Annotated in this window: 17 protein-coding genes; 2 read left to right on the top strand and 15 right to left on the bottom strand. The window is 34.0% G+C overall.

Annotated elements, in window-relative coordinates; translation table 11 throughout:
• Positions 1 to 18: 18 nt before the first annotated feature.
• From AC1RPW_RS04075 to AC1RPW_RS04035, 9 genes are all read right to left on the bottom strand, one after another.
• Entirely contained in the window at positions 19 to 690 is a 672-nt protein-coding gene (locus AC1RPW_RS04075) for an N-acetylmannosamine-6-phosphate 2-epimerase (protein ID WP_481761587.1), read from the bottom strand.
• An 11-nt stretch (positions 691 to 701) separates the two neighbouring features.
• Complete coding sequence (locus tag AC1RPW_RS04070) at positions 702 to 2162, bottom strand: glycoside hydrolase family 1 protein (RefSeq protein WP_481761588.1); 1461 nt, start codon at positions 2160 to 2162, stop codon at positions 702 to 704.
• A 212-nt stretch (positions 2163 to 2374) separates the two neighbouring features.
• Entirely contained in the window at positions 2375 to 3319 is a 945-nt protein-coding gene (locus AC1RPW_RS04065; RefSeq protein ID WP_481761589.1) for a Gfo/Idh/MocA family protein, read from the bottom strand.
• Between the two features lie 135 nt (positions 3320 to 3454).
• Positions 3455 to 3835 (bottom strand): VOC family protein, encoded by a 381-nt coding sequence (locus AC1RPW_RS04060; RefSeq protein ID WP_481761590.1) that lies wholly within the window; start codon positions 3833 to 3835, stop codon positions 3455 to 3457.
• Positions 3836 to 3839: 4 nt separating this feature from the next.
• Complete coding sequence (locus tag AC1RPW_RS04055; RefSeq protein ID WP_481761591.1) at positions 3840 to 4301, bottom strand: ASCH domain-containing protein; 462 nt, start codon at positions 4299 to 4301, stop codon at positions 3840 to 3842.
• Between the two features lie 20 nt (positions 4302 to 4321).
• Positions 4322 to 6073 carry a DNA helicase RecQ gene (recQ, locus tag AC1RPW_RS04050; RefSeq protein WP_481761592.1) on the bottom strand — a complete coding sequence of 584 codons (1752 nt, stop codon included), beginning with the start codon at positions 6071 to 6073 and terminating at the stop codon, positions 4322 to 4324.
• Between the two features lie 61 nt (positions 6074 to 6134).
• A complete protein-coding gene (locus AC1RPW_RS04045) occupies positions 6135 to 6839 on the bottom strand; it encodes a hypothetical protein (protein WP_481761593.1) in 705 nt (234 codons plus the stop codon).
• A gap of 34 nt (positions 6840 to 6873) precedes the next feature.
• Positions 6874 to 7311, bottom strand: a complete 438-nt coding sequence (locus AC1RPW_RS04040) for a hypothetical protein (RefSeq protein ID WP_481761594.1) — start codon at positions 7309 to 7311, stop codon at positions 6874 to 6876.
• Position 7312: 1 nt separating this feature from the next.
• Entirely contained in the window at positions 7313 to 7528 is a 216-nt protein-coding gene (locus tag AC1RPW_RS04035; protein ID WP_481761595.1) for a helix-turn-helix transcriptional regulator, read from the bottom strand.
• Positions 7529 to 7753: 225 nt separating this feature from the next.
• Here AC1RPW_RS04035 and AC1RPW_RS04030 point away from each other — a divergent pair, with 225 nt between their 5' ends.
• A complete protein-coding gene (locus AC1RPW_RS04030) occupies positions 7754 to 8119 on the top strand; it encodes a DUF805 domain-containing protein (protein WP_481761596.1) in 366 nt (121 codons plus the stop codon).
• Positions 8120 to 8238: 119 nt separating this feature from the next.
• Here the strand turns inward: AC1RPW_RS04030 and AC1RPW_RS04025 are convergent, their stop codons facing one another.
• The 4 genes from AC1RPW_RS04025 to AC1RPW_RS04010 form a co-directional block, all read right to left on the bottom strand.
• Positions 8239 to 8910: a putative quinol monooxygenase gene (locus AC1RPW_RS04025; protein ID WP_481761597.1), complete on the bottom strand. Its 672-nt coding sequence runs from the start codon at positions 8908 to 8910 to the stop codon at positions 8239 to 8241.
• The gene (locus AC1RPW_RS04020; protein ID WP_481761598.1) at positions 8911 to 9828 is read right to left on the bottom strand and encodes an amidohydrolase family protein; all 918 of its coding nucleotides are present in this window, start codon (positions 9826 to 9828) and stop codon (positions 8911 to 8913) included.
• Between the two features lie 115 nt (positions 9829 to 9943).
• Positions 9944 to 10528, bottom strand: coding sequence for a sugar O-acetyltransferase (locus AC1RPW_RS04015; protein ID WP_481761599.1), 585 nt, complete (start codon positions 10526 to 10528; stop codon positions 9944 to 9946).
• 157 nt (positions 10529 to 10685) lie between these two features.
• A complete protein-coding gene (locus tag AC1RPW_RS04010) occupies positions 10686 to 11303 on the bottom strand; it encodes an NAD(P)H-dependent oxidoreductase (RefSeq protein ID WP_481761600.1) in 618 nt (205 codons plus the stop codon).
• A gap of 188 nt (positions 11304 to 11491) precedes the next feature.
• Here AC1RPW_RS04010 and AC1RPW_RS04005 point away from each other — a divergent pair, with 188 nt between their 5' ends.
• Entirely contained in the window at positions 11492 to 12010 is a 519-nt protein-coding gene (locus AC1RPW_RS04005) for a TetR/AcrR family transcriptional regulator (protein ID WP_481761601.1), read from the top strand.
• A 65-nt stretch (positions 12011 to 12075) separates the two neighbouring features.
• Here the strand turns inward: AC1RPW_RS04005 and AC1RPW_RS04000 are convergent, their stop codons facing one another.
• On the bottom strand, positions 12076 to 12219 hold the full coding sequence (locus AC1RPW_RS04000) for a hypothetical protein (RefSeq protein ID WP_409022043.1): 144 nt from the start codon (positions 12217 to 12219) through the stop codon (positions 12076 to 12078).
• Between the two features lie 236 nt (positions 12220 to 12455).
• On the bottom strand, positions 12456 to 13916 hold the full coding sequence (abc-f, locus tag AC1RPW_RS03995; protein WP_481762188.1) for a ribosomal protection-like ABC-F family protein: 1461 nt from the start codon (positions 13914 to 13916) through the stop codon (positions 12456 to 12458).
• Positions 13917 to 14062: the final 146 nt, after the last annotated feature.

The raw sequence follows: 14062 nt of genomic DNA, 5'->3' as shown, positions 1-14062 counted from the left end.
AATCATTAGAAGATTTATTTAACTTATTTTATCAACAAATAGTTGTGTTATTTGTTTAGGTCTTGTAATAACGCCACCGACAACTGCCGAAAATGCGCCAATATCAAATGCTCTCTTAACTTCTTCTGGAGTCGTTGTATGACCCTCCATAATAACAGGGATTTTAAGATTTTTAATTAACTTTTCTAGTAAATCAAAATCTGGGCTATCCCTTTCGTCCGTATATTCTGTATATCCTGACATCGTTGTAGAAACCATATCAAATCCATTTTTTTCAGCCATAACGCCTTCTTCATAATTAGAAATATCTGCCATGGCTAATCTATTTCCTTCATGAATTTTATTGACTAAATCAGTTACCTTTTCATTATGAGGCCGTTGTCTAACCGTTGCATCTAATGCAATAATCTCAGCGTCAGTTTCCAGTAATTCATCTACTTCTTTCATCGTTGCTGTAATATAGACTTCTGAATCTGCATAATCTCGTTTGATTATGCCAATCAACGGTAATTTTACTTGTTTTTTAATTTCTACAATATCAGAAACTGAATTTGCTCGTATCCCCACAGCACCACCCATCTCAGCTGCAAGGGCCATTCTCCCCATGATAAATGAACTAAATAATGGTTCACCTTCTAGTGCCTGACAAGAAACAACTAACCCATTCTTTATTTCATCTAAATTCATCATATTATCTCCCTTTATATATCACTAGCATTTGTCTCAATAACTTGTTTATACCAATCAAAACTATCTTTCTTGTAACGTTTCAATGAGCCATTTCCATCGTCATCTTGATCAACATAAATGAACCCATAACGTTTACTCATTTCTGAAGTTGATGCGCTAATTAAATCAATGCAGCCCCACATTGTGTACCCCATTAAATCAACACCATCCATAACAGCTTCTTTCATTTGAATGATATGTTCTTCAAGATACTTAATGCGATAGTCATCATGAACTTTGCCATCATCGCCTAACTTATCTAGGGCCCCAATTCCATTTTCAACAATAAATAGTGGCACACGGTAACGATCCCACATTGCATTCAATGTGATTCTTAATCCAATGGGATCAATTTGCCAACCCCAGTCACTTGTTTCTAAGTAAGGATTTTTTTCACCATTAATCATATTTCCTAACGATGTATCACCCGTTTTGCCAGCTGAAGTGACCGTTGACATATAATAACTAAAACTAAGGAACGCAACTTTGCCCATTTTAAGAATAGCTTCATCCCCTGGCTCCATCACAATATGAACATCATTTTCTTTGAAATAGCGGTTCATGTATTCAGGGTATTCGCCGCGGACTTGAACATCGGTGAAGAACAAGTTTAAATTATCATTTTCTTGAGCGGCACGAACATCTGCTGGATTAGGCGTTGATGGATAAGTTTGCATTCTAGCAAGCATACAACCTACCACAAAATCAGGATTAATTTTCCGTGCTTGTTCAACTACCAAAGCACTTGCGATAAATTGGTGATGAACAGCTTGATACCGAATTTGTAATTGTTCTCTCTGTGTTAATTCACTGTCAACAGCACCCGTTTCCATGAAACCAAATGAGCTAACATTAATTTCGTTAAACGTTAACCAATATTTAACCTTATCTTTAAAACGGTTAAGTACAACGTCCGTGTAATGTGTAAAACTAGCAATTGTGTCACGGCTTACCCACCCATTTTGTTTAACTGTCAAATCAAGTGGCATTTCATAATGCGATAATGTGACAACAGGTTCAATATCATACTTAGCTAACTCATCAAAAACGCGGTCATAAAATGCTAACCCAGCTTCATTGGGTTCCGTTTCATTACCATTTGGAAAAATTCGTGCCCATGCCATAGACATCCGGTATGTTTTAAAACCCATTTCTGCAAATAATTTAATATCTTCTTTATAATTATGATAGAAATCAATCCCACGACGTTTTGGATAATGGTCAGTGGTTTTATCGTCCATCGCTTCTTCAATGACTTTCATTGTGACAGAACCAAGATTCATTTCTGTTCTTTTTTCAGATTTACGAATAACTTCAGCAGTAGTCATCCCTTTGCCATCTAAATCCCAGCCACCTTCAACTTGGTTTGCAGCTGTTGCGCCACCCCATAAGAAACCTTTTTTAAACCCTTTTGGATAATCTGTTTTATACATATTAATACACTCCTTCAAAGTTTTTTGTTTAACTTATGTATCTGTGAACTATTTCAAATAGAGGTTTTACTAGTTTTTTTCAAAAAAATTACCTATTGATAACTAAACAAATAGTTATCAATAGGTAATGCCTGATCGAATCAGTTACAGCCCTTATTTGACAAATTAAGTATATCAAATATAGTAAGCGCTGTCAAAGTTAGTTTAAAGGCTTACTCACCTTGCCTTATTTTTTCAATAACCTGAATAATATTAAACGTATCCTGTAGGCTATGTCGCTCACAAGTCTTTGCACCAATTTCAACTAGATTAATAAAAGCTTGAATTTCAAGCGTCATATCATCTCCAACGATACTATAGTCCCGATTAATTTTTTGTCCATCATTTAATTCAATCGTATATTTTTCAATTCGATTATACATTGGAATAACGATACGACCTTGTTGCCCAACAATAATCGCAACTCGCGGTTTAGCTTCATTTATTGCGCCTTCAATGAGTGCCTGAGCGCCTTTTTCAAAATGTATCGTTGCTGAAAATTTTTCATCAATCCCATTATGCATGTCTAATTTTGATTCAATATGCGAAATATCTGAACCTAAAATTTCTAACACAAAACCAATTGGATAAGTACCGATATCGTTCAAAGCACCACCCTGTCCTTTTTGAAGTAAATATGAAGTTGCTTTTTGAGATGGAATGGCATTAGAACAAAAGTTAGCTGACATGGTTTGGATGGGTCCGATTGAAGCTAAATCTTGTTTTAAATGATCCATACCGATGTTAAATTTTGTTTTAAACGCTTCAACAAATAAGGTTTGATTTTCACTTGAAGCTAATTCAATTTCTTTCATATCTGTCGTTGTTAGTACAGCCGGTTTTTCACAAAATACCGGAATATTTAGCTTCAACGCCTTTAGTGACCACTCTTTATGCAACATATGTGGCAATGCGATATAAACGCCATCAATCGAATCATCGCCTAAAAGAGCTTGATATGAATCATAAATGGTTATATCTGGATTATTCGCTTTAAACACATCGTCATTAAATAATGACTTTGATCCAATTGCTGTAACTTGTCCATTTTTTGTATATCGAATACTTTCATAAAATCGCTTTGCAATATTACCGTAACCAATAATTCCAAAATTCATTGTTCTTATCTCCATTTCTATTTAACCGTTTTCATTAATTATAGCCGACTCATACAGTATGCACCAAATTAAATTTCAAACTCAAAAAGGTCACCCCATTTCCGGGGTGACCTTCTCGTGATTCAATCTTATTTTTTAACCTACAAGTTCAATTTTGTTTCCTTCAGGGTCCAAAATGACTGCTTCATAATAGCCATCCCCTGTTGTCCGAGGGCCACTAACAACTTCTATTCCAGATTTTTTAAAATCAATCACCATTTGATCAACGGTCACATGATTCTCAACAGAAAAGGCTAAATGTGCATAACCAAATCCATCAGGATAGCGATCTGTAATATCCGTTCTCGTCATAATTTCTAATCTTGCTTGACCATCTGGAAAGCTCAAAAAGTATGACGAAAATCCTTTAGTCCCATTGTCATAACGCACACCAAAAGTTGCCTTAAAATTAGTCACATAAAAATCACGCATTGCTTCAAGATTTTCTACCCATAAACCAACGTGTTCGATTTTCATTTGCTTAAACCTCCGTTGTTTCAATCGGAAAAACTAATTCAAATTCCTCACAAACCACTGGCATTGTCTCATCAAATGTCTTATTAACACTTTCTAATTCTTCTTCAAAAAAAGATTGATGAACACTTCGCCAATAAGCTAAATTTCTATCGCCTTCGCCTTCAAGAAAAGCATGCTCTTCTGTAACTTCGTTAAATGGTGTCACATAAACTTTTATTGTTTTCGTAATCGCCATTGGATTATCTTTATAATCAACAATGACATTGTAATCGCCAACTTTTGGTAAAGGTTCTTCATCAAAATATAAATTATAAGCTGACGATGTCCCTGTTTTAAGACCATCTAAAACTAATTTACCTAATTCTAACGTTTCTTTCTTAGTGACGCCAAATGACCATGCATCATAATTATCATGTTCAATTTTATTTGCCTTTTTAAATGCTTGCCAATACTCATAAATTGTCATATGAACTCTCCTTCAAGAATTTAATCTTCTGCGTTTAATATATCTAAGAACAACTCACCATATTTTTCCAATTTACTTTCACCAACACCTTTAACATCCAACATATCAGTTAACGTTTCCGGCATAACCTCACACATTGAATATAACGTTTTATCAGAGAAGATAACAAATGGCGGTACACCTTGTTCCTCTGCTAATTCGCGACGTAATTGTCTTAATTCTTCAAATAGTTCATTATCTTCAGGTAATGCTTGTTTAACTTTTACAGCCATTTTACGTGTAACTTTAGTTTCACCTTTTAAGACGCCAACTCCTTCTGCAGCAAGTTGCAGAACCGGATATTGGCCGCTTGAAGCCTGTAAAAAACCTGACGCAACTAAATAATCAATCAATCCAGAAACTTCCTTCTGCGATTGATCTTTCATCAGTCCATACGTAGGTAATTCATCAAATCTAAACTGCATCACCTTTTGGACTTTTGAACCTGTTAAAACTTGTGCGACTAACCCTTTACCAAAATGTTCACCCATCCGTTTTACACATGATAAAACCTTTTGGGCATCAATCGAAATATCTTGTGCATCTCGTGTATCCAAGCAATTGCCGCAACGGCCACATTCTGGTGCTTCATCGCCAAAATAATTCACAATTGTCTGTTGTAAACACTGTTGCGTGTTTGCGTATTGCGTCATTTCTTGTAATTTTAAATACTCATGTTTTTTATTAACATCATCCATTTCAGATTGGTCAATGAAAAAATGTTGAATCTGAACATCTTTTAAATTAAAAAGTAAAATTGCTTCACTTGGCAAGCCATCTCGTCCAGCACGTCCGGCTTCTTGATAATAAGCTTCTAAACTACCAGGTATCTGATCATGGATTACAAATCGAACATTACTTTTATCAATTCCCATCCCAAATGCATTCGTCGCAATCATTACCTGAACACGATCGTACAAGAAGTCTTCCTGATTCTGACGACGTTCATCTTCTTGCAACCCGCCGTGATACATCGCCACTTTAATCTTAGCTTTTTTTATTAATTTCGTTAACCGTTCGACTTCTTTACGCGTACTTGCATAAATAATACCAGATTGTTGTTTCTGTCCCTTTAAATACTCGAGTAAGAAACGATCACTATTTTGATCTTTAACGACTTGGAAGGCTAAATTTTCACGTGAAAACCCAGTTTTAACTTCATGTATAATCGATAATCGTTGCATAATATCCGCAGCTACTTGAGTTGTCGCTGTCGCTGTTAATGCAATAATCGTCGGATTCGAATTCAAACGTTGAATCGTTTCCGTTAAGCGTAAATAACTAGGACGGAAATCGTGCCCCCATTGTGAGATACAGTGCGCTTCATCAATAGCGACAAGATCAATTCTTAATTCCGCTAAATCTGCCATAAAACCATCAGAATCTAATCGTTCTGGTGACACATAAAGTAACTTAACTTCACCACGAGCAGCTTGATTAAAGCGTTCACGAACCTCCGTGTAATCTAGCGTACTATTGATAAAGGTTGCTGGAATGCCATTTTCATTTAAAGCATCAACTTGATCCTTCATTAAAGAAATTAAAGGAGATATCACTAACGTTAGTCCATCTAATATAAGTGCTGGAATTTGGTAACATAGCGATTTTCCGCCGCCTGTAGGCATAATAGCTAAAACATCTTCACCCGTTAGAATACGATCAATAACTTCTTTTTGACCTTGGCGAAAATTGTCGTACCCAAATTTTTCTTTTAAAACTGATTGTGGATTCATATAATCCTTTCTCTTTGCTCATTTTCTCAGATAATTCTATGTCTTTAAATTATAGCATAGGTTAAGACGCCACAGATGTTTTAGAAAGTGTTTTAATGACCGCTTCAACATCACCCAAATCATTCATTAGTCCCGCGGGATTTTGTTGAGCTGCCCTAAGTTTAGTCATATAATCAACGACAATTGTCGAATCACTAACACTACTTGTGTCTTCAATTCGATAATAAAGATAGTGAATTGAATTAACTTTAGGTTCAAGGATAACGCTTAGATACCAAGTGTTATCTCCAATTTCAATAGTTGCCGTTTCCTTAAAATGACCATATTCTTCTTGTAATTTGCCTTGAATTTGTCCAATCTCAATTGGAACCGTGGCAGGCATTGGTCCTCCAGAATACGCATCTGACGTATTTAATTGTACCTTAGTGCCACGTACTTTCGAATTTTTAAGATTAAATACAACTTTCATATTTGATGCATCTTTGGACCCTTTTTTAATGGTCCAATCAGCGGGTGTAGCATAATTTTTATGCGGTAATATAGCATCACCACCGACGACTATTTTTGCTTGGACTGGTAAGCCATTTGTTCCTGCGTTAATTTTGTATTTTTGGGTTAATTTTATATTTTCTGTCGGTTGAATTCGACTGATTTCTGCCCAACTAGCCGGTTGTGTATCTTTAACTTGAATTAATGTTTTAAATCCTAAGATACCTAAAAAAACTACCATCAAAAAACCGATTGATATTAACATATTTTTCTTCATGCCAAAAATCTCCTAACCTGTTACGCCTCTATTATTAAAGCTTTTTCTCGTAGTATATCGCTAATATTATTGAAATGATTATTATATTCGTATACAAAAAGAAAAGTAGTGCACCAATCCATAATAACGTACTTACTTTTAGAAATGCCCACAAAATGATAAACCCAAACGCTAGAATTAAAATCATGCTATTCATAATTTTTCCAATCATTGCGTTCACAGACTGATCAATTAACTTATTTCGTTCATCCACATTCTCCAGCTGTTCTTCTTTCAGTCCTTTTTTAGAAAAAGTTATATAAAATTGATAGGCCGCAATTCCAAATGATAAGACAACATTAATAAATGATCTAATCAATTTTGACCAATCAAAAGCATCTTTAAAATCTAAGTTCATTATCCAAATTGAGGCAATCCCCACAAACATAAAAAATAAACCTACAAAAAAATGTCGATAACTATAGATTTTCATTTTAATTCTCCTCCATCTCTAAATTTTCCTTTAGCTGAAATAACGCTTCAATCTGACAATCAAACAATAAACTCAAACGATAGGCCAACATTATAGATGGCTTATATTTACCTTTTTCAAGTGAGATAATTGTTCGACTAGAAACTTGAACTTTCTCAGCTAACTGTTCCTGTGTTAATTCAAGCTTAGTTCTGTATTCTTTAACTTTATTTTGCATAATGAACACCTTTCAATATGAAATATACTTCATGTGAAGTTAACTTCATAATATAATAATTATTTTCTTAAGTCAACTAGCTGATTATTTCTGGCACCAAGCATATCAATATAAATTTCTATTTATTTATACTATAATTAAATAAACATCGTCAGATTAACTAATTTAATAATCTAACGATGTCTTTTAACTAAATAAAACGTTTTAAAAAGGAGGATTAAGCATATGGTTCAATCATACAAAAATTTCTGGGAAAATATTTTTAATTTTTCTGACACATCGAATAGATCAGACTATTGGTGGCCTACGATTATTAATAGTATTCTAGGAGCAATTATTATTTATTTTTATACGTCACTCGTTGGCCATCCTATCGATTCGATTTATAATTTTAGTGAACTTACTTTTATGACAAGTCGAAATATTGTTATGTTTATCGTCTGGATTGCAAACTTTGCTGTTTCAGTTCGTCGTTTACATGATACTGATCGTTCTGGTTGGTGGATTTTAATCCAATTCGTTCCATTAGTCGGTAGTATTTGGTTCTTTATTTTAATGGTTTTACCCAGAAAATCAAATCGCTGGGGTTAAATTATATTGATACTCGATTATTAATAAGAGGTGCTGATAAAATTTATCAGCACCTCTTTTGTTTACGGAAAATTAAAAAGATAGCACTGTAATCGACTAACTTGATTACCGCTCTATCTTCATTTTTCAAAAAATAATCCACCCTGATTAACTAAAACATCTGCTACAGGTGTCTCTATTCGTTTATTAAGCACCATTTTTTTCGTCTCTGTTACATATTTTTTAAAATTCATTGTTTGTAAATGAGCTTGGTAATCCTCGTCACTCCGGTAAATTTCAACGAAAATCCATTGATTTAAATCTCCATCTACAGAAGCAATGTATGTCACTAAGAGTCCTGCTTCATTTTCAAATGATTGTTTCATAGTATTCAATGAAACTTCTCTAAATTCTTTAACCCTATTCGGCTCTATTTCAATACTTGTTACTTTGAGTATAGCTCTGTCAGGCTTCAATTCATGCAAGGCTGTTGTTTTTTCTAACAGTAATTCTGGGGATAAATTAATCATCGATTTTTCAATTACTGCCTGAGATGCGATATTACTAAACATTTTAAATTGAGCCGAATTTGCATGTTTTTGATATTGATCTTCGTCTTGATAAGATTCAATCACAATATTTTCAGTACCCGCCTCATCCAAATGTACACTGTACATCGCCAAAGTTCCTTTTTCTTGCTGAATTGAGGTCGTTAAATTAATCATCCCTGCTTTTTCAAATCTTTCACGATCAGATAGCTTAATTTTAAGTTTGAATAGTCTTAATAATGGGGCATTCTTAAGTTCTATCATTTATTCACCCAATCCCATCAAACGATTATAATTTCCATAATTAATCAGGGCTCGATCATCTTTCGAAAGATTCAACTGATCTAAAGCTTCAATTATGGCATCCGTTGCTCCAGCTGGCGCAATCCCTAACGGTGCATCAGTTCCAAACAGTACGTGGCTAACACCATAATAATCAATTGCTAACCCTAATGCTTTAGGATTGCCCAATAATGCAGTATCTACATAGAAACGTTTAAAATCAGCTGCCTGTTCTGGTGATAGAATATGGTTAATTCGTTCAGCAAAATAAGGCACCATTGCCCCAGCATGATGAACAATTACTTTAAGTGTAGGATAGTCATTAAAAATTCCTGACTGTACTAATTGCAACATTGCTTGCGCTAGTTCATATTCCCAACTAAAAATAATATTATTGTCTGGTTTACGATCATCAAAAATTGGGTGTAACAGAATTGGGATATTTAATTGTGCAGCCATTTCAAAAATAACCCGGTATTCCTTTGCAGCAATACTTTTTCCAAGGGCACGCGTAAATAACTGAATGCCAACTAATTCTGAATTTTTTAGCACTTGTTCTTTTATAATACGTGTTGCTTCATCGATGTTATTTAGAGGTATCATTGCAATACCCGCTTTAAACAAGTCTGCATTTTGTTGAACCATTTCAATTATTTCGTTATTAGCTTGCCAGCATAATGCCGCTGCTTGTTCTGGCCCTACGTAGTCCTCAGGATTCACGTTGACTGCTGAGATAACTTGTTGGACATTTCTGTTCCGTAATAGGCGTCTTTGTTCAATATCAATCAATATGGGATGTTTAATAAATGGCATTTTTTCTGGCAAGTTCGGCTGAATAGCTAACATCTCGTTATAAAAATGTGGTGGTAAAACGTGTGCAAAAACATCAATACTTGTCATTAACTTTTCCCTCCTACAACCTAATTTAGGTTTCTTTAATTTAGCTGATTATCTAATACTAGGCAAAAATGCTAAAATAGCCTGCTCATTCCTCTCACCTAATATAAAAATTTTCTTATTTTAATGGCTCTAATTGTTTGATAACTTTGGCGGGCACGCCGCCCACTACTGTATTGTCAGGAACATCTTTTGTCACCACTGCACCAGCTGCTACAATCACATTATCCCCAATATGAACGCCACCAATAATCGTGACATTTCCACCTATCCACACATCGTTTCCAATTGTAATTGGTTTAGTATAAGTAATTAAATAACGACTACCATCTTGTCTTTTTCCAAAACGTTTTGTTGCATCTAATGCATGTTCACCACAATATAACTTCGTGTCTGGCGCGACAATGACACGATCTCCTAATGTGATTTTGTTTGAATCTTGAAATGTACAATTACCGTTAATAAAAACATCATCACCAACAGTGATATGTTTACCATAAACTGTATTAAATTGACCATTAATAACGAGTCCTTCCCCAGATTTCCCTAACAACTCGTGAATTGCTGTTGCTCTTTTCTCTAGGTCAGTTGTCGTATTGATTATAGTGACTAATTCTTTACCCGCCGCAATCATACCCTGTAATTCTGGGTCGCGATAATCATAATCTTGACCTGCCAATAATTTTTCATGTTCTGTCATCATTTTGCCCCTCCATTCACTATTTGACGCCCTTTTCTTCCTTAATAATTCAATTGTATTATACTACTTAAATTAACTGAACTAAATTCAAAAGATTCGGTTCTAGTGATATTAAAAAAGAGCCAACCTAATTGTATTTACCCAATCAGGTTGAACCCTCTTACTTCACAATATTATTTTCAAACTTCTTCAACAACTGTTGTCGTTTTTCAAGTTTCATTCCTTGAACTGCAGCAAAGTTAAACCATTTCAACTGGTTAAACCCCATCTTCCGGAATGTTCCCCTAAATACCATTTTAGTCACAGGATTTCCAAAGATAGTTCGATAAATCCAACCTGGTGTTGACATAGTTGTAACCATTTTAACTTTCTTTAAATGAACCATCTCATTTTTAAATAATTTTTTATTTTCCTGCTCTGTATAAAGAATCCCTTTAGCAATAACTTTGTCAAAGAATCCCTTCATCATAGCTGGCATAGATTCCCACCAGATTGGAAAAATAAAGACAAGCTCATCTGCAGCCATGAGGCGTTCTTGATAATTCGCCGTCATAGAATCCGTTGGTATCTTCTTACGCCAAGATATTAGGTCTTCTTGGTGCATTACAGGATCAAACCCATCTTTATGCAAATCAATTACGTCCACAATACAGCCCTCTTTTTCATACGCTGCTTTAGCACTAACTAGTAATGCCGCTGAATAACTCCTATTGTGCAATTCATTGTATCCAGCGTCTGCAGTGTAGGGATGATCAAATATAATACAAATTTTTTTCATGTTCAATAACCTCTTTTAATTAGTTTAATAAATTTTCCGACTTTAATGACTTTATATAAAATACTTCAAGTGTCATTTATCTTTCTTGCTATAAGTGTTACATTTGTTACACTTATATTAATCATTTATCGCGTGATTTACAAGATACAAAATCGTGTTATTTGTTACACTTCAAGGAGATATAAAAAATGACGGAAAATAACCAAGCAAAATTAAGTAAAAATTTGATTATTGATTCTTTAATTGACTTATTAAAAATAAAATCTTATCAAGAAATCACAATAACTGAAATCACAAAAAAAGCCGGAGTTGCCCGGCTGACTTTCTATCGTAATTTTGAAAATAAGGACGCGATTTTACTAACTCGGTCCGATTACTTATTTGACCAGTTTTACGCCGAACTCAAGTCCAATCAAACAGAAATTAGTTTGAAAAACATTTTCAAGCTAGCTTTTAACTATTGGCATAATGATTCTGAATTTATGGATATCCTAATTAAAAATGATATTGTTTATTTATTGGAAGATTCTTTTTATACTTATTTTGAAAAGATTCTTAAAGATACGCCTAGTATCAGTCGGCTAAATAATACTCAAAAAACGTTCATTCTTGGTGGCGTTCTACGAACGATGTTGCAATGGATTAGTAGTGGTAGTCCTGCTACAGCTGAAGAAGTTACTGCAGATATATTGGAATTGATTCAGTAAAAGTATGCTAGATTTTAATGATTAAAAAAATAGCCCAGATATTTATCTGAGCTAAGTCTAAACCTCTATTTAAAAATCTTAGGACCCTTACGCATTTTAGTACGATCATTTCTAGCAGTAGCCTTCTTATTGAAGTTTCCGCCATCAGTTTGTTTCTTTTTGATAATTTCTAGCATTTTATCTCTATCAGTCTTTGCTTTATCAGCCATTAATGTTTCCTCCTTGCTCTATTAATTAACAATTTCTTTCAAAGTTAAAGATTCATATTATGAATACATGCCTTCAAATAAAGTTGATCTTTTATTATTCAACTTACGTCGATTTTAATTCTGTATGCCCCGCTAATCAGTATACAGTTAAAATAACTATGCTCTTAACAGTATATCATTACGACTATCTTGATATCAATAGACGTATAAATTGGATGCCTTTAATTAACCATTCACTAATAATGTTCAATCTCAACGAATTTTGTTCCAACCTTTTCAACGAATTCTTTATCATGATCAATGATTAACATCGGTGGTTGAAAAGCCAGAATAACATCTTGAATTTGTTGACGCGTGATAACATCTAGATAATTAAGTGGCTCATCCCAAATATATATATTTGCTGGTTCAACCAACGAACGACTCAAAGCCACTTTTCTCTTTTGGCCCATGCTCATTTGACTGATATCTTTATCAAATTCATAACGTTCAAAACCAAGTTTTCTTAATGTATCCAACATTAAAGAATAAGAAACATTTTTTTCTGCAGCGAATTCTTGTAAAGAACCAGATAAACCATCAAAATTTTGCGGTAACCAGCTCACTTTTAAAGGTGTTGCAAATTTGTATTGCCCTTGATACTTTAATTGACCTAGTATAGCAGCGATAACGCTCGATTTACCAGAACCATTTTCACCCTGAAGAATAACGCGCTCTCCCATCTTTAATTTAAAATCTACCGGTTTATTTACCGGCAATTGTTTACGAAATGCTGATAAGCCAATTACCTCTAGTAAAGTCTTATCTGACACTAATTTTTCAAAATTCAACGTTAAAAGATCTGCCACATCAATATTCTTAAGTAAAGATTTTTTCTCTTCTACTGCTTTATCGGCACGTTTTTTAATACTTAGTACCCGTTTCATAGATTTAGCTGCCTTGTGGCTAATAAATCCTCTGTCTGTCGCACCAGATACTTTCGCCTCAGTCTGATTAGCCCAACCCGATTTTTTCCGTGAAGCACCTTCTAATCGTTTAATATCATGTTGTAATTTTTCTTTTTCATTATATTCCCAATTATTTCGTGACGTATTTTCGTCAGCCCACGTATTATAATTACCCTTAAATTGACTGATTTTAGCGCGATCAATTGAAATAACATGATCAATAATATTATTTAAAAAATAACGATCATGACTGATTAAAATAAATCCTTGTTTTTGTCTTAGATAATCAGAAATAATTTTTCGACCGTTTTCATCTAAATGATTAGTCGGTTCATCTATTAATTGAAATTTACCTTCGCCAACAAATAAGCTGGCTAATAATATCTTAGTTTGCTGTCCTGGACTTAATTGATTAAATGGTTCCGTCAATAATTTTTCAGATAGTCCAAGTTTATCTAATTCGATTAAAATTTGCCACTGATCATAGTCTTGTAAGTCTGTGATACTCTTGATAACCAGCCACACTGACTCTTCTGGTTTAACAACTGTTTGAGGAAAATACTGAAATTCTAAATCTGTTCTAATCTTTCCTTGGTACTGTAATTGATTTTGTAAAATTCTAAATAAAGTCGTTTTTCCGCGACCATTTCTACCAATTAGACCTAACTTCCAGCTGGCATCTAATTGTAAATCAACATTTTTAAAAATTGGTGCTAATTGTCCATCATATTGAAAACTTAATTGTTTAATTTGTATTGTTCCTATAGTAATTACCTCATTTCTTTGTGAGGTCGACCGCTAAACTATCCATTTGATTCTACAAAAAAAGAGCATACAGTTATATGCTCTTCAATCGTTATCCATCAAAAAAAGTGGTTCTTTCAGATGTGAAAAAG

Source organism: Dellaglioa sp. CoH-55-MRSF-8 (genome assembly GCF_056782195.1).
Note: the sequence above shows the minus strand (reverse complement) of the source record. Positions and strands in the feature narration are given on the sequence as shown.